The organism is Photobacterium frigidiphilum (assembly GCF_003025615.1).
GTDB lineage: Bacteria > Pseudomonadota > Gammaproteobacteria > Enterobacterales > Vibrionaceae > Photobacterium > Photobacterium frigidiphilum.
This window is the reverse complement of sequence record NZ_PYMJ01000062.1, coordinates 1-16,259: the sequence shown is the minus strand read 5'-3', so window position 1 is coordinate 16,259 and position 16,259 is coordinate 1. Positions and strand designations below refer to the sequence as shown.

Sequence of the window (16,259 nt, the reverse complement as noted above, 5' to 3'; positions counted from 1 at the left end):
CAAGCATTTGTGGAAAGGAGGAATTGCATTTTATATGCACATAATCACAGTGCATTAATGAGCAAAATGATTAAATCCATAAGTTAAATCTGCCATAGGGCGGAAAGCTTATACAACATGGCTGGCATGTTTTTGGGCAGGAATGATTCAGCCATGCTTGCCTGAATTGAAGATGGACAGAAGTTTGTCAGTTGCTTTGCTAAATTAGCAATTCATGAATAATTTTTTGTAAGGTAATCCCTATTCAGTTAGCTTGCCATTACGGTGCGTACTCTCTTGTTATTTCCAAAAGAGTTGCTCACTGACAATTCGTCAATACTCAACAAATTTTAGTAAGTATGGCATTACAGGAAATTCAGTCAGAACTAGAATTAAAAATTAGTGCAAAGTTAATGAAGCATGTAAGAGCGATAGCTCAACTAAAGGCAGAGTGATAAAAGCAGGTCAGCTCCGATATGGAGCCTATGTTTATTTAGATATTGTTTCTTTAGCTTTAGTCATATCGGCACTTATGGCGTCTAAGAATGGTAAAGGTGTCTTCAATGAGTATAGGTACCAAACCAAAAATAAAAGCGCACAAAGAACGACTCCATAACTTAAGTAAACTCGGTATTGGTTTGCTTTATTGGACACTAACTCTAACGATGGGCAATCTTTGATATCAGAGAGTTCACCATCACCTATATAAACTGAATATCTATTGATCATTTCGTTGAGTTGCATCTTCGCTAACTGAGTATTAGCTACTATTTCATTCCTTAACCAATAGAGATTAACGAGGCCTCCAACAATAAAGAGCGTCGATAGCATACTGATTTCAAAGTTGAACACATTTTCTACTCTTCCCTTATCAATCCCAGTAAAAACGATGATTGTAAAGAAATAAGAAAGTGTGAGAATCAGAATATTACGTGCTGATGCAATACTATCAGAAATTTTATCTCCAATTTTTGCTGTTGTTTCATACAAAAAATCGGACAACTTTGAAGTGACTTCGACATACTGTTCAAAATTATCTGATATATATACTTTATAATTTGATTCTAGAATATCGAACAGGTAATGCTTAAATGATTGTTCGATATCTTGGTATTGTGCAAAAACATGGTTGATGATGCTGATTCGTGTTCGATATCTTTCATCACTAAGTCCCCAACGGTAAAAGTCATAAATAACTTGTCCGTAACTATAATAGAACTCTACGTCTCGACCAGACAAAGAAATTTGCTTGTCACCATCAAAACAAAACTGAAGCTTATCAATTGAGCATTTTCGGCTTAATATCGCTAATGATGATATGGTCCTTAGCTTTAGAAAGTAATCTGAAAGGTGACTATCAATAGATAAAAGATCAAGCAAGTCTTCGATGTATTCTATACTTGAATTCTTAAGCTCAAAAACATCATCAAAAACTCGTACTTTATTAGCTAGAAGGTACTTGTCTCCCTCAGTGGTGACAACTGTTGATATATCGATGGGTTTGCCAGCGACATAAATTTTATCGTAGTTACTTCTGAGTTCTACGTATACGAACTTGAACTGTGTCTGCGTTCTTTTAGATTCCAGACGTGTAACAAAATCTCTAGGCGAATAAATCTGTAAGACGCGATCTGGACTACATTTATTTGCGACTAGCCTGACTCTGATGTTACTAGAGTCAGGTTCAATTTGGGCTAGTGTTTGTAAACACGCTTCTATTTTTGATTCCGATGACATGTCCAATTCAAAAGAATCTTCTTGTTCACCAAGATGGTATATGTATACCTCTTTTCTTGACCCAGAGTCATGGGAAACACTCTCTAAAAAGTCAGAGAGGTGTTGTTTCCAAACGGCAGACTCAGGAGTTAACTCACAAGAATAAGTTGTAAGCTCTTCAGAATATTGAACAGACATTAATCTAGCTCTTTAGGTTCAAATCTACCTTTTTTATTTTTCGTTTCGATCATAAGGTAGTCTTTTTGGTCATGGGTTACTTCATAGATAATATCACTAGTGTTGCCTTGTATAATAAGCTTAACACCATCGTTGATATCTATGGTTTCTTTAATTTTCTTTTTTATATAAGTTTTATCAATTTCAAACGAACCATCAAAATCTTGTGTCGCTTTAGCATGTTTTAGAGCACTAACAAGCTCCGTTACAGTAAAGTCGTCCTCAAGAGGTGTGTAAGAATCAATAGTCTCTTTAACAAACTCATCAAAGTTAAAGGTTTCTTTAGTATGAAAGTAACTATTGACGCAGTCCTTCAGTGAATAGAAATCTTTCTCTGATACCTTTTTTACTTTAGTGCGCAGTAACCTGCCTACTAATTCATAGACTTCTTTGGTGTTGATTTCGTTGTTTCTTTGCGGGGTAGAATCTAAGAAATCAGTGTGCCAAAAGAAAGCAATAGTGCCGTTCTTGTCTGCTAGATAAATAATATCTTCAAGAGAGCCGTCTTCTTTGATGTTGATTAGACAAGATTTCAGAATAGCATCGTCTTCTGGTAAGCCAGATTTGAGCTTATAAGTCTTTTCTTCGAAGTACTTTTTGAAGTCTAACTTTGTCAAAAGATAGCAATTCCTGTTTACGGTGTTCAACTTTGCAATAACAAAGGAGCCATTTGAAGTTTTGAACCGAGACTTATTTTCTGCTTCAAAGAGGTGATCTGCAATGTTAGTTGCATGTAAGTCGATATCATCATCGATCGTCAAAATCTCACTTTTAATGTGTGCATTGTCATTAAAAGTGTAAGATCTAGAAGACTCACTATTCATCGTATCTTGAGATAATTTTATTAAAAATGACAATAAATCAGTATTTGAAGTAAGGTCTATCTCACTCTTGGTATAACCAACACTATGCTCCAAATCGTAAATTCTTAACATTTCAATCGGATTATCCAATACTTCTTCATCATCATTTACATCAACATCATTTGCATCAATTTGGTCGCTCATACTTGTCTTCACTTATAAGTTTTTACTGGAATGTAACAGACCCCAACCGTATACGCACCTGAATTCAGTGCAGTTAGTGATGCACGTATAGCTAATGCGTTTGTTTTATTTAAAAGGCTGGTTGATACACTCTTTTGATTTCAGCCAATGTATCGCCTTGTATCTCGGACATGACATGATAATCGACAGGTGTACAAAGACTCAATAAATCTACTATTGCTGATGCAGTTGGCAACCTCACCTCTATTATTCTGCCGTACTTTTCTTGATATTCTTGTGATATCAATTCTTTAGCAAAATGAGGAAATGCAATACAAAAACATGTCAGTTCAACCAATAATTGATCTGTAGAATTAATGGTTAATTCGGCGAGACCTGTTAGCTTCATTAAAGTGGGATGACCTATCCCATTAATCATTTCATCTCGGTCTATTTGGTTTAGTGCATAGTCATCGATAATAGACTCTATCTCAGTTCTCTTTTGATGAAAAAGCTCCCATTGCATTTTTAATGACTTGTAATTTGTAAAAAGTGCGTGAATATACATTGGGTTAGACCATCGTTCAAATTCCGTAGTCAAGACAGTCGAGTGAGAAGATACAAAGCTTAAATCCACCTCATCAAGCTTAGGGGTATAGAAATCACCAACAGTTGGCTTGAGAGCAAAAACTCTCAGGATAGGATTACAAGGAAGTATATTAAAATAGGTTGCTTTATGAGCTAATAAACTAACTCTCATAGCATTAGCATCCATTATGACCCTATTAAGAGCTTTAATTTTACCTATCTCAGCCTTAACATCTTCTTGATGACCAATCGCGAACTTGGCAGCTTTAAAGCCTACAAGTGCTGAAGTTGCAATAGCACCAATAGGAAGAAAATAGTCCTTGAAGGCATTAGACTGCAAACCAGCAATGGCATCGACTATTGGCTGGTATTCACTCATCCTTTCCCGACCTCTCGTTAACTTTTCTTTGAATTACTAGGCACTTTGCAACATGAGTAATGTTAGGGCAAATGATAATTTGATGAACTGAGAAGCCCATCAACCGCAACGCGCTTTGGGCAAAACTGACCTAGAATTATTGCTCTAGCTCAGCTCTGTTTGATTAGTAAAAGTACCTTAAAGTAAAGCGTTATATACTTGTTAACTCTAAGATTATTTAAGTGTCTAACATATCCCATTCATCACCTAGCACCCAGCGTAAAGCAGACAGCTTACCGTTAATCATACCCCAATCAAAGTCACTCCAAGGACCAACATTTTCATAAATATCTTCTACACGCTTAGCTGACTTCATTGCGCCCTCAATAATATGATCATGAATAACATCGTTACCGTAACGTTGAGTACCTTCTGGAACAATTTCGATTTCACCATTTTCAATTTTCCACATTCTGTTTTGGTGTCGGTTATACCAAACCTTGTCGACTAGCTCATCCATTGCATCGAGAATAGCCCTTAACCCCCTTGTTTCCTCAGTGTAGTCAAACTCAAACTCAATCCCAGCCAAACAATCTTCGTCGATCAAATTAATTGCAGACGCCAAGTTATTAAAATAACAAACATTTTCACTATTAAATATGTTGTCAAAATCAGGATGTGGCTTACGGTGATCTTTGGCTGAAAAATCATTGTGATTATGAGTAATGAAGAAGCAACTATCTGTATTACTAACACCCTGTGAAAATTCGTAAAATTGTTCAATGATCACGGCGTCAGCTACAGAGTTTTTACTGATATGAAAAGGGGCTTTTTTATCCAAGCCACGCTGAACCGCAGCAATTTTAGATCGCTCGCTTATACTAATTTTTTCAGCTGATTCAATCAACTTTTCGACTCTATAGATAGTCACATAGTTGGCATCAGTTAAGAGGGGTAATCGAGCATTAATGTCGTTTAGCACTTCGATTGTTTCTGCTTGCTTTTCATCCGCAAACTCGCTTACTACCGCTTTAACTTGCTTAAACTCTTGCGATAGTCGTTTTGCTGTCTTATTTGCTACGTCTGCCTTATTTCTTTCGTACTCTTCAGCTACTAGATCTGTGACAACTAATTTAATAACACCTGCACCAATAAGCTCTTCCAATGCTGAAACCAACGGAAGATCGTGTTTTTTTGTTGAAATATCTAAAAAGACACAAGTATCAAGGAAAATATGAAACATAATAACCCCAAATATACTGAATTTTACTTAATCGAGTTAACGAATGGCATGGACTCACTCAACCTAAATAACTACGCCTTAAACCTGAACTAAAAATACCGAGTGTTGCGAGTCTGTTTTAAACGTTTGTATATGTATTATTTGTGAATTCGTTTGTAGCTATCAGTTAGCTTCGTAGCTATCGCTTCAGAGTTACACACTTTTGCCATAGCTATTGAATTAAGGTAAGAAATATTACACGTTAGCCCGTAAAGCGTTTCGATTTGGCACTTCTCAAAATAACTGCCTATTTCATGCCGACCGATGTGCCATGCTCCTTGAACACCGCCACCATGAGTAAAATCACATAGAAGTTTCCACATCTGATTAACTTTATCTTTGAACACACCATCTCTGAACTCTTCAAGTTCCGTGATTGCAGTTAGTATTACATTCTTACTAGGGAACTCCTTACCAGCATAAATACCATTAATTTCATCCATGGATGCACACCTAGCTACCCATAAACTACGGACATGGGCTTCAAGTTGCGGTCGCAATAAAGCAAAAGCTGATGAGGGTATGTTCTTTCCGCAAAGCTCATATATAGAACAACAATGCTCATTACTTGCGTACATTAAACCTAATGCTAAACGGTTTCTATCATCTGCTTTCACCGTCAGTTTTGATGTTAAGGACTTCAATGATTGAACCCATCGTTCTGTTTTTCTTCGCATCACTTCCTCGTAATGTATAAGGCTATTTGATGGTGAAAGCCATCTTTTGTGTGTCTATGATGCCGCCTTTCCTTATGTAGTTAAAAGTTAAATCAATAACTTAATTATAATATTGGGATCTTAAATGGTTGTGAACGTTCTAAGTCGATGTTCATGCCACTTTGGATAATTTGTGATAAGCCAAAATCGCATTAACAGAATGTGAATGCGCTTTTACTCTAAGTAACAATGGGGCAAATCTGTGCTAGCTAGCTAGATCGGGACGTGGAGAGAGCCAGAGATCATAGTTCATCAAGATTTACATCGATTTCAGGAGAGCTTTTTCTTTGCCTGATTATTTCTCTGTCCAGCGCATCTTCGTATGCTTCAACCCAAGTAACTAGCTTTTCAAGTTCGTCACCTTCGGGAGTGCCAGGTTCAGCTACATCAAACAGAGACTCAATCCTTTTCAATGCGGCTTTGTAATCACTTTCTGTGGGTTCAAGGCCTAGCTCATCCCATGTTACATCAGCCAGTTCATCAACATGTGCAGTATGGGGTGTCATCCCCTCAACCAGTTCTTTTTCTGGCAACCGTTTTTTACTCATAGCCTGTTTCTCAACTCAAAAATAACATTAGGTAATCTATAGCATAATAAGTTGCTGGCCATAATTTAAGATTCGTTCTGAAACACAGTTCGGGGCAGATCTAATCTAGACGATAGTTTGAAGGTTGAAAGGTGATGTTGGCTAAATCTATCTTTATTTATAAGGCAAAGGCGTTAGCTACTGACCACGTAACACACCTAATTGAGTTCAGATAGCTAATAGATTTGCTTTCATTCGATGTTAAGGTGGAGCCGGTCCATGAACTGGGCTTACCAGCTTGATTCACGTCCCAACGAATGCATTAATTATTCGCTGTTTGAATGAACCTAACCGGATTTCATCAAAGCTCCCCATGATACCGCTAGAGCTGCTACCGGTGCTCGATGTCGAAGTCCATGTTAACTGCGTGCTTTCATTCTCGATATTTTCCAATAACTTAGTTTTGCCTGAATTGTGGTAATAAGATTCTGCTTCTACTGCTTCAGAACTATTTATTTTTGCAAATATACAGGTCTCGGGTATGTCTTGCTCAATGCGCTCAGAAAACTCGATTAGGCTTTGCTCTGCAAAGGTAAATAGCCATGCTTGCTGGTTTGTGGCGTCGTTTACACGGAGAATGCGACCAAGTACCTGCCTAAAGTACAACTCTGTCTTAACCGCACTCATGTGGCAACATACTTGAAGTCGGGGGATATCGGTACCTTCGCTTATCATTCCAACACTTACAATCCATTGGTCACTACTTTGTCGATAACGTTCTATTTCGGCTAAAGGCTCTTCATGGCGGTAAGTAACGATTGAGACTGATTGAGCATACTTATGAGATAGTATCCTCTGAATTGATTGTGCATGTTGAACTGACGAGGCGACAACTAGCCCTCCAGCACTTGGCGATTGAGTACGTAATTCAGCTAGTTTTTTACAACCCAGATCAAGCAGGTACTCCATCGCCTCTTGATTGTGAATGACACTTTGGTAAGAGGTTTTAGTCTTTTTTATCATTTCTAAAATCGAAGAAAAGGACTCAATTTTTTCATCATTTGTGACCGACAGGTGTTCGTTATCAACGAGTACTATTTTCGGAGTTCTACAAACTTTGTCTGCAATAGCCTGTCTTAATGTGTATTGGTAATCAACGAAAAGTTGACCATCAGGGTCGCTGTATTCTCCCATGGCTATGGGGAGAGAATCAGAACGCCATGGTGTGCCAGACATTGCGAGTGTATAGGTAGCTAACCCTTGAATTTTGGTAAGGACTTGTTGACCCCATATGTTCGCATTTGCAGTGTCTGACCCCGAGCAGTGGTGTATCTCATCGAAGACGACAAACATACGGTAGTTTCCAAGTGTCTGCCAAAAATCATCGCTCAAAAATTGGATCGATTGGTATGTGAGCGATTGACCGATAGCACCTAACCCACCATTAAAAGTACAGTTTAGAGTTTTTGAAAAGGTTCTTTTTATGCCATCTGAAACCGTTAGGGATGGGGAAAAGCACAGTACTAGATCAATCATTTTGTTTTCTAATAATCTTGATGCGACAGTTGACGCAAGGACTGTTTTTCCGGCTCCTGGCGTTGCTTGACAAAAGAAGTGGTTTTGATTCGAACAATACTTCTTCAACGCTTCTTTTGAACACTCTTCTTGCCACTGCCTCAGCACGTTGTTTTACCTTCAGAAAGTGTTTTGAGAACATTCGTCAAAACGTTTACCTTTCCAAGTAGGTGGGCTGAACGTTCTTTTGCCTGCTCAAGGAATGGAGTCAGTTTGACCTTCAGTTCAGGAAAACGATGGTTAAGGGATTGGTACTCTTCAATCTCTCCCAGAACAATTTCTAACTCACCTTTATATTGGCTGCGCTCACGTCTCAATATCGAGTAATCAGTCATCGAAGATATCTCAATCTCAACCGCTTCTGGCTTTGGCGCTACTTGTAGAGTTTTAAAAAGGTCGGTTTGGAAGTACCTTTTCTTCTGCCCAGTACCTTCACTTCTAAGCCAATCGTTCTTTATAAAGCGTAGGATTTGTCGGTAGACTATTTTGCGTGCTTCATCCGGTTCAGTGTGGTCGTTGCTAATTGAAATAGAGGCATCCCGTAACTCTATAACTGAAAAACCATCCATCTCTTTTTCTATCAACAACTTGTGCATTACCGCACTGACTTTCGCAGAACGTTTCATTTACTACTCATACAAACAAAAAAACTAAGGATTGCTTAGTATACAGAAATCAGTAAAACTAAGAAAATCTTAGTTACCTGAGATTAGAGATATGAATCATAAGTGTCGTTCGATAACCCAATCCCAATACGCCTCAAAGAAGCGCGTAAAAAAGCGAAGCTATCCCAAAAGGCGTTGGGGGAGCGTATAGGCATGGATGAAAGCTCAGCAAGCCCAAGAATGAACCAGTATGAAAAGGGGCGACATACTCCTGATATCAGTACGCTGAAGAAAATCGCAGATGAACTTGGTGTGCCGTTGAGTTACTTCTTTTGTGAAGATGAAGTATCAGCTGAATTAGCGGTGAATTTGAATAAGCTGTCTGAGAATGATAAGCAGAAGGTTCTTGATATGACCGCTCGGCTTATTGCAGCAACGTCAGAAGGCAATAGCTCGGAAGGGGACTAGTTAAGCAGCGATAAGAGCCAGCGAAAGAGGAGCTGGCTCGGCTCGGTTGGTAATCTAAGAGTTACTTGCTGTTAAGGTAGTCTAGAACGACTTCATGATGGTCTTTGGTTTTGAACTTGTTGAATACATGCTCAAGATTTCCCGACTCGTCAATCAGGAAGCTTGTTCTTACGACACCCATGTTCTCTCGGCCCATGAACTTCTTAAGTTGCCAAACACCATATTTCTCACAAACTGCGTGCTCTTCATCGGCTAGCAAAGTGAAGTTCAGCTCTTGCTTGTTGATAAAGTTAGTCAGTTTTTTCGGTGTGTCTGGGCTTAAACCAAGAACAACGACATTATGGGCATCTAGCTCAGCCTTAGTATCACGTAGTCCTTTAGCTTGAACAGTACAGCCTGGCGTTGAAGCGCGCGGGTAGAAGTAGAGCAGTACCTTCTTTCCTTGAAGCTCAGATAGCGTCACTGGGTTGTTGTCTTGGTCATTAAGCGTAAAATCTGGTGCAGTTTGTCCGGCTTCAATTGCCATTGTTTTTGTCCTTACTTTCTTAATTTAAGCTATTTACGGATTGGTGCGGTTAGCTACGTCCGGTTTAGAGCATTTTTATAATGTTAGAGTGTGCATTCTTATCGATAACTAACCGTCCTGTCTAGTGATTACACTAAACAGGATAGGTTTATCTAAAATCGCCTTTGATAAGGTTATCTGGTCTTGCTTTGACGACCTTATCCATTGCTTTCTCTCGCTCACTTTCATGCAGCATTTTCATGAGTTCCTGAACCATTTTTATATGGCTTGCTGCTTGTGTGGCTAATGCTTGCTCGTGGCTTTTAGCGAGGTCTAGGTATTCTTTTTTCTTTTTATTGGCTTGAGTCTTATCGCTTTTTAACTGTTTGATTTCTGATTGTAATACATCAATGGGCGATTGACTGAAGTCATCTTGTGCAGCGCGGGATTCCAGTGACTTATTCTTCACCATGACTCGAACATCTTCATGCCTACGTAGTGCTCCAACAGATAGCCCAGCTTCTTTCTCAACGGTACTATTGTTGATTTTTAGTTTACCTTCTCGGACTTTTTTCCTCAGTTCGCGATTTTCAGGTTTACTATCTAACAGTCGTTTTAGGGCTTCTATTAGTTTGTTTTTGGTTGCTTGTGTCATTGCACAGTTACTCCGAAAGGTATCAGCAGCTCTTTTACTTCTTGTGGCATCTTAACTGGTTCATAATTCATATCTAAGTCACTCATAATGCGCTCAGCAGCGGTGATCTTGATATATGCTTCACTCGCTGTTTGAGGTGTTAATTCATCATGTTCAATATCCCACAGCATATTGATTTCAGCTTCCTTGCGTTTAGCCTCGGCAAAAACAGCATCGACAATGTAGTCGTTTTTACAGTCCACACATTCTAAAAGGTTGACCTGTGTGCGCAGACTACAACTTGTTGAAGTGCAGTAAACACCAGGGGCGACAGCATGAATATGACGCTTTTGATCTCTAATCTGCTTACTCCAATAATTGAGTGATAGCATGTCGTCATCGACTTTATCTTTAAACAGGTTGTGCTTAGCTTTCATCATGTTCTTGGCAAACTCTTTACCCTTACCGCCAGCTACCCGTTCTTTATTTGCCAGTTTCTTATAGATGTTGAGGTAGACTTGTGCTTTTTGCTCAACCCTTTCTTCGTCAATGGCATGAGCCAAGTTTTGTTTTTGTTTTCTGATTTTCTGGAATTTACTGGCATTCTTGGCGTAATGCCGTGTCATCGCCATCGATACATGGCTGAACTGCTGCTTGAGTTGTGGAAATGCGCAAAGTTCATACCCGATAAGGTAGTATGCAAACGAGCGGCGAAGTTGATGCCCTGAGAACTCATAATTATCACCCACGCTAAACGAAAGATTAGGGTCGGAGATCTTCAAATCCATTACATCGTCATTGGCCAGTGCGAGCTTCTCGCTTATTGCACCCTCAAACCAATCACTAATATGCTTGCCGAGTTGGGCTTTATTTATAGCGCCACAGTCGCCTTTTACCTTATGAAAAAACGCTTGGCTGTTAGGGTGTCGTTTTCTAAATGGCTCATGCAAGGCCTGGAGAATCTCGTAAGCCTTTTTTCCAATCTTAGTTGTGACAAACTCATCTTGTTTTGACTGAGAGCCTTTGGTCGTCTTGGATAGGTCGGCATGAATAACATGAATGGTTTGCTTGGATATAGTTTCTTCTGAGTATCCATTCGAGGTATGAAGATGAAATATTTCATCAGAGCGCATGCCTGTTCGAGACATTAGTGCCCAAAGGCAACCGCCGTGGAGCCGTTTAAACAACGACTGCGCCTCTCCAAGCCCCACTATTACCCTGTTGCCAACCCTTAATGTTTTATCAAGGTGAAATTTATCGATGTGCTGAGAATAGATCGGGGGTTTGTGCTTGTAGAGTAACTCAATAGCTGCTGCTTCTGATGGGGAGTTTAATGCGAGAAAATCTGTTTGAAAGGCTATTGTTCTTTCTCTATCACCTTTGTGTGATTTAGTTAAATACCACTTAAATCTACCGTTTTTTAATCTTGCCTCATCGCTGGTAAGGTATTTGGCATACGCTTGATAGAGGTTTTCATAATAGGCTGTAATGTAATTTGATAGTTTGCCCAGCTCATCTCGGATCGGGTATAACTCGTTAACTAGTGCTTCTGATTTTCTCAGCCCTAAATGATATAATCGTTGAGGGACTACTGTGTGTTGCTTATCCTCTTTAAGGGCTAAGCCAAAATCTGATGCGTTTAATTTTTTGGTAAAAGTAATGTTAAACGGTAGTCCTTGTGCCTCGGTGTACAGCTTATTGAGTGCTGCGTAGGTTTTATGTCTTTTAAAATCGACATCGGTAAAGTTGCTCAGAACCCAAGATTCTAATCGGTCAAAACTCAAAGCCTCAAAGCTGTTGTAGCCTTCACGCAAAAGAGGTGGTATGAGTTTTTTTAATGTAGTGATAGTGTTGTAAATGGATTCGAAAGAATAATCTTTGGGAGAGAGCCACATCATTTTCAATAGAAGGGCTTTTAATTGGTTTTTTAGGTTGTGCTCCATCACCTTTCCATTGAGCGAAAAGTCTATTGAGCTTTTTTTGGTCGCATTAGGTTCAAAGAATGCTTGAAGCGCTCTCCACGCATCGTTGTCACCAATCTTACCAAGTGATTCGCCAGTAACTCTAAAGCCAATATCGAGCGTTTCAAATTCATCCCAATCCCCCGACTCAATTGCAGACTTTAATACTTCGTTTAGGTAATTTGTGTAGCTCCCAACGTTGTTTTGTGCATTGATTATGGCATTTTGTCGGTCAAGGTCATGCTTAGGTAGCTTTATCATGTCAGACTCTTAATTAACGGTATAAAGTCAAAATGGCGTGGTCAGTCGATACCCGTGGATGACGACCGTTTTTGTAAAACAACGCTATGGCATTGTCGTACACATCCTGACTTGCACCGTCCAGGGTAAGTTCAAAAGCGGCTATCTTTTCATGCACCTCATCTTTCGCATTGGGGTGCTGGTCTAACGCTTCTTTTAACACATCAATGAAAGATATAAGTTTATAGATGGATTGAACCTCATCAACGGCTTTGGCCGATTGGCATTTATGGCACATGTCGTACTCAGTGCAAGGCAGTGCTAAGCTCATTGCGTTGTTGGTTTTGCGCTGCATGTTTTTACCGCGGAGGATACTTTGCTGGCCATTGCAATAAATGCCATTAGGGTTGGTTTTTGCTCTTTCTTCCTCTTGTTTCATTTGCCACTCATCATGCGCTAGCATTGTAATGCCAAGCTTTGCTGCAACCACTGTTTTCGCTTGCTCTAAGTTTGAGTCTTTATTTAAATGGTCTATGACTTGCGTGGCTTGTGAAATGATGATTTTGTTAAGCCTCGGGTCACCATTAGCATAATGCTTATCAATGGTTTGAAGAAGGCTTTGAAGGATACTCTGAACACCACTTCTGCCACTGTCGGAGTACACTTGGTTACTGGTCATCTCTCTCCAACGGCTTGATTGAAGTGAAATGAAGTATTCATTTGGCTCAATTGGCCAGGTATTAATTCTGCTAGACGTGATAGGGCTAATTCCGTCCCAATCTTTAGGCGCTTTCTTTGCACCACCTCTTTTAAGCAGCAATCGTTCATATTTAGGGTATTGTTTACCTGCTAACGATGTGGCGAATTTTTCGATATCTTGAATTAACGGTTTATCCGCAGCAGTAATAGAGAAGCTGTGGCAATTACCGTTTCGGTATGTCAGCGAAACACGGATGTTGCCATCGGAATCTCTCTCTGAGTAGGAAAGTGGTAGCAGAACGCCTTTCAGTGGCAAGTCTGTATAACATGATAATATGCAGTAGGCAGCATTGGTTGCGCCTTGCGTCGCTTTCGGTTTCGAACACGGGCGAGTTACTTTACTTACAACTACTTTACCAAGATCAGTGGTCACTTGGCTAATCTCGATAAGGTGTTGATTTAGATAGCTATAAAACAACTCTTTAAACCATGGTAGACTAGATGCGCGTGTGGGTGAGAGCAGATTTAATTCCACCATTAGGTGTTTGTTTAATTGTGTTAAATCAAACCTGTTGCTTTTCTCCCCTTGATTATTGAGTGTGTAGAGTAATTCTGAACCATCTTCGCCTCCGCCGTATAGCGCCGAAAATACCTCGAGGGTTTTAATAAACTTCACCCCATCACGCTTATCAACGTCGAAGCTCTGACTGGTTAGAACTGCGTCTACCTTTTTGTTTGCTCGTGTTTTAAAGCCCGTAACTTTGACCACCTGTAACCCTTTATCCCGGTCAGCATAATGAATCGTAATTGGGTGAGAAATGCCTTGTACGTTGCTGTCGTTCAATGAAGTGAAAAAGCACATTAGGTGGTATGCCGCCCCCATCGCTATGTTAAACGCAGCAGAAGGTCTCACAGACGTGCCATTTTTGCTTTGTCCATGTGTTTGTGTTTTTAGGGAAGTTTGAATCGAAATGACTTCTTGGTATTCACCCAAATCAATAACGACGGGTAACTCATCAGGAAGTGCTAAATTTTCTTTTTTTGCAGCAATGAGCAGTGGGGCTAAGGTGAAAAATAGCTCACTCATCCTAGTGACAAGGATTTTTTCTTCAGCATCAGAATAACCTCTATATGGCGCTTTTTCGCCACTAAACCCTCGATGCTGGGTGGCCCACGCATCAGCAGTTAATCCACAATATATAAGGGCTGTGCGAAGGCATGACACTATGCCAGCTGCCGTGCTTTCCTTTATGCCAATTTCATCACCGTTGCTCCTTTCCCAGAGTCTTCTTGATGGGTGGTATATTTTAATGCGGCGCCTTAACTCACCATCATTCCCTACGTATTTTAAATAGCCTTCCTTTGAAAACGGGTTAATTTTTATAGCATCACAAAAAGTAATGAAAGCGCGTAAATTTTCATACAGCAACACGACAGTTTGTGCTGACTTGCCACTGTCAACATATTGCTTGGCTTTCTTACAAAAGCTCTGCAAGTAAAGTGTGCGGCTTTCAATTTTATGGTTATTGCTATTGGTGTTAAGGTGCAACAAATGTGAGATATCAAACTCTGTTATCGTTCTACTTTTGGTGTCTTTGTGAGGAATAGTCAAGCGAAGTGGAGTTACATTGTTGCTATTTCTAACGTGCTTGGTGGCCTTTGAATTTTTAGCGAGTGGGCTTTTTGCCATGCTACCACCCTCCGCTTATCTTGTTGTTTTTAATCATTGCAACTCTTAATTGGTCATCAAGTTTATTCATGAACTTAATGTACTTTTCAGTCGTTGAGGTGCTTGCATGCCCCATTAGTTCTGCTAACTCATCCATCAAAAAGTCATAGGCAACCTGTCGCTTTTGATACTCACTCCAAAGCCAGTGGGTGGCAAAGGTTGACCGCAAATCGTGAATACGGTAGTACCAGTCCGGTTCAATCTCTCGGATGTGCTTTCGTAGGACACCAAAATGCACCTCTAGAGTATTTTCAGTGTATGGACGCCCTTTGTTTGAGGCGAAAAGATAACCTGTTGAGTCTCGTTCTTGTTTAGATTCAATAAGCTCTTTGTGTCTGATTAGGTTCTGTTGTCGTTGTTTACTTTCTTTGTATTGTTCTAATTCTTCATAAAGTGCGATAGGGACTTCAACAGTGCGAGGTTTACTGCCTTTGGTATGTGTAATGCGAACGGGTACGACATCTAGCTCACTGAAATCCTTGTGACCAATATCATTAGCAGGAAAGTGGGTGGCTTCATCAATCCTAAGCCCTGACGCATCACATAGCCTAAGTATCAAGGAAACAGCTTTTGGTAATGCATCTATGTGTTGATAGAACAGCTCTTTATGATCGAACGACATAGGTTTCAACTTTTTATAAGTAGGAGTTCGATCGTTCTTTGGAAACTCCTTCATGATGTTTGATATCTCATAAACTCGTTTTGCGCCAGAGTGAGTGTGAGCAAGCATATCGTGTTGATTAATGCCTTCATAGCTCTCAACTTTACTGAAATGCGTTACTACGTGTTCATCATCATTTTTGAGATAACCGTTTTTTTGCATCCACTTATAAAATCCAATCACAGCACCCATGTAACTTCTCGCAGAGTTAAGCGAGTACGCTTCGTCACCGGTTGCATTTCTTTTAGCGCGGCAGTTTGCTAAGAGGTGTTTTGCAAAGCGCCAAGGCGCACCTTCTTCTTCATACTTCGATAGGGTTTTATAAGTTAGATATTCAGGCGGTATCTCATTACCATCTTCATCAACTTGAGGGTAGTGAGTGGAATCCAAATAGCGAGTAAAAGCCAGTAAGCCCTTTGCAATTGAGTCAGTATCCTTGACGCCCCCTTCGCCCCGTAACTTTGACACTAGATAAAGAGATTGTGGGTAAACAACACTTCCGTCGGGAGCTAGGATAATATCTGTTTTCTTGAGGCGTGATTCTAGATTGGAAGGAGAAAGGTAGGTTGAGTAAGTCACTTCTCTAGATTCAGCATTGATGCTCTCTGACATTTTTAACTTTGCTAATGTATCTACCTTTATGGAAAGTAATCGGTAGTCATCATAAATATCAGGATGTTCTTCATCATGTGTTTCTGTCACAAACTTACCCTCAATATGTTAACCACATATCAAAGGTAGCTAGTCATAAAAAACAATCAAGGTACTTTGTCATTAAAAATATTCAGGGGTA

The 16,259-nt window shown here is 39.8% G+C and carries 14 protein-coding genes; 1 reads left to right on the top strand and 13 read right to left on the bottom strand.

From position 1 onward, the window contains the following. Positions 1-468: 468 nt before the first annotated feature. From C9J12_RS28660 to C9J12_RS28620, 8 genes are all read right to left on the bottom strand, one after another. Complete coding sequence (locus C9J12_RS28660) at positions 469-1,893, bottom strand: hypothetical protein (RefSeq protein WP_107246622.1); 1,425 nt, start codon at positions 1,891-1,893, stop codon at positions 469-471. Continuing rightward, positions 1,893-2,939 (bottom strand): nucleoid-associated protein, encoded by a 1,047-nt coding sequence (locus C9J12_RS28655; RefSeq protein WP_107246619.1) that lies wholly within the window; start codon positions 2,937-2,939, stop codon positions 1,893-1,895. Before C9J12_RS28655 ends, C9J12_RS28660 begins: the two co-directional genes overlap by 1 nt. A 109-nt stretch (positions 2,940-3,048) precedes the next feature. After that, positions 3,049-3,885 (bottom strand): hypothetical protein, encoded by an 837-nt coding sequence (locus tag C9J12_RS28650; protein ID WP_107246616.1) that lies wholly within the window; start codon positions 3,883-3,885, stop codon positions 3,049-3,051. Positions 3,886-4,102: 217 nt separating this feature from the next. Further along, on the bottom strand, positions 4,103-5,107 hold the full coding sequence (locus C9J12_RS28645; RefSeq protein WP_107246613.1) for a PIN domain-containing protein: 1,005 nt from the start codon (positions 5,105-5,107) through the stop codon (positions 4,103-4,105). Positions 5,108-5,244: 137 nt separating this feature from the next. Beyond that, the gene (locus C9J12_RS30550) at positions 5,245-5,823 is read right to left on the bottom strand and encodes a DUF6988 family protein (protein ID WP_146150128.1); all 579 of its coding nucleotides are present in this window, start codon (positions 5,821-5,823) and stop codon (positions 5,245-5,247) included. A gap of 281 nt (positions 5,824-6,104) precedes the next feature. Further along, positions 6,105-6,410: a hypothetical protein gene (locus C9J12_RS28630; RefSeq protein WP_227876502.1), complete on the bottom strand. Its 306-nt coding sequence runs from the start codon at positions 6,408-6,410 to the stop codon at positions 6,105-6,107. A 282-nt stretch (positions 6,411-6,692) separates the two neighbouring features. Beyond that, positions 6,693-8,072, bottom strand: a complete 1,380-nt coding sequence (locus C9J12_RS28625; protein WP_107246605.1) for a DEAD/DEAH box helicase — start codon at positions 8,070-8,072, stop codon at positions 6,693-6,695. Beyond that, positions 8,066-8,590, bottom strand: coding sequence for a hypothetical protein (locus C9J12_RS28620; protein WP_107246602.1), 525 nt, complete (start codon positions 8,588-8,590; stop codon positions 8,066-8,068). Before C9J12_RS28620 ends, C9J12_RS28625 begins: the two co-directional genes overlap by 7 nt. A 102-nt stretch (positions 8,591-8,692) precedes the next feature. Here C9J12_RS28620 and C9J12_RS28615 point away from each other — a divergent pair, with 102 nt between their 5' ends. After that, the gene (locus tag C9J12_RS28615; RefSeq protein ID WP_107246599.1) at positions 8,693-9,037 is read left to right on the top strand and encodes a helix-turn-helix domain-containing protein; all 345 of its coding nucleotides are present in this window, start codon (positions 8,693-8,695) and stop codon (positions 9,035-9,037) included. A gap of 61 nt (positions 9,038-9,098) precedes the next feature. Here the strand turns inward: C9J12_RS28615 and bcp are convergent, their stop codons facing one another. The 5 genes from bcp to C9J12_RS28590 all read right to left on the bottom strand — a co-directional run bounded on the left by bcp (position 9,099) and on the right by C9J12_RS28590 (position 16,168). Continuing rightward, on the bottom strand, positions 9,099-9,563 hold the full coding sequence (bcp, locus tag C9J12_RS28610) for a thioredoxin-dependent thiol peroxidase (RefSeq protein ID WP_107246597.1): 465 nt from the start codon (positions 9,561-9,563) through the stop codon (positions 9,099-9,101). A gap of 148 nt (positions 9,564-9,711) precedes the next feature. Further along, positions 9,712-10,197: a bacterioferritin comigratory protein gene (locus C9J12_RS28605; RefSeq protein ID WP_107246594.1), complete on the bottom strand. Its 486-nt coding sequence runs from the start codon at positions 10,195-10,197 to the stop codon at positions 9,712-9,714. Continuing rightward, positions 10,194-12,398, bottom strand: a complete 2,205-nt coding sequence (locus C9J12_RS28600) for a site-specific integrase (protein ID WP_107246591.1) — start codon at positions 12,396-12,398, stop codon at positions 10,194-10,196. Before C9J12_RS28600 ends, C9J12_RS28605 begins: the two co-directional genes overlap by 4 nt. Positions 12,399-12,411: 13 nt before the next feature. Next, positions 12,412-14,766: a hypothetical protein gene (locus C9J12_RS28595; RefSeq protein WP_107246589.1), complete on the bottom strand. Its 2,355-nt coding sequence runs from the start codon at positions 14,764-14,766 to the stop codon at positions 12,412-12,414. 1 nt (position 14,767) lies between these two features. Continuing rightward, positions 14,768-16,168: a tyrosine-type recombinase/integrase gene (locus tag C9J12_RS28590; protein ID WP_107246587.1), complete on the bottom strand. Its 1,401-nt coding sequence runs from the start codon at positions 16,166-16,168 to the stop codon at positions 14,768-14,770. Positions 16,169-16,259: the final 91 nt, after the last annotated feature.

Excerpts from the sequence above, each read along its gene's own strand:
- C9J12_RS28600 (WP_107246591.1), bottom strand. The coding sequence starts at position 12,398 with ATGATAAAGCTACCTAAGCATGACCTTGACCGACAAAATGCCATAATC.
- C9J12_RS28655 (WP_107246619.1), bottom strand. The coding sequence starts at position 2,939 with ATGAGCGACCAAATTGATGCAAATGATGTTGATGTAAATGATGATGAA.
- C9J12_RS28645 (WP_107246613.1), bottom strand. The coding sequence starts at position 5,107 with ATGTTTCATATTTTCCTTGATACTTGTGTCTTTTTAGATATTTCAACA.
- C9J12_RS28595 (WP_107246589.1), bottom strand. The coding sequence starts at position 14,766 with ATGGCAAAAAGCCCACTCGCTAAAAATTCAAAGGCCACCAAGCACGTT.
- C9J12_RS30550 (WP_146150128.1), bottom strand. The coding sequence starts at position 5,823 with ATGCGAAGAAAAACAGAACGATGGGTTCAATCATTGAAGTCCTTAACA.
- C9J12_RS28630 (WP_227876502.1), bottom strand. The coding sequence starts at position 6,410 with ATGAGTAAAAAACGGTTGCCAGAAAAAGAACTGGTTGAGGGGATGACA.
- C9J12_RS28660 (WP_107246622.1), bottom strand. The coding sequence starts at position 1,893 with ATGTCTGTTCAATATTCTGAAGAGCTTACAACTTATTCTTGTGAGTTA.
- C9J12_RS28620 (WP_107246602.1), bottom strand. The coding sequence starts at position 8,590 with ATGAAACGTTCTGCGAAAGTCAGTGCGGTAATGCACAAGTTGTTGATA.
- C9J12_RS28605 (WP_107246594.1), bottom strand. The coding sequence starts at position 10,197 with ATGACACAAGCAACCAAAAACAAACTAATAGAAGCCCTAAAACGACTG.
- bcp (WP_107246597.1), bottom strand. The coding sequence starts at position 9,563 with ATGGCAATTGAAGCCGGACAAACTGCACCAGATTTTACGCTTAATGAC.
- C9J12_RS28650 (WP_107246616.1), bottom strand. The coding sequence starts at position 3,885 with ATGAGTGAATACCAGCCAATAGTCGATGCCATTGCTGGTTTGCAGTCT.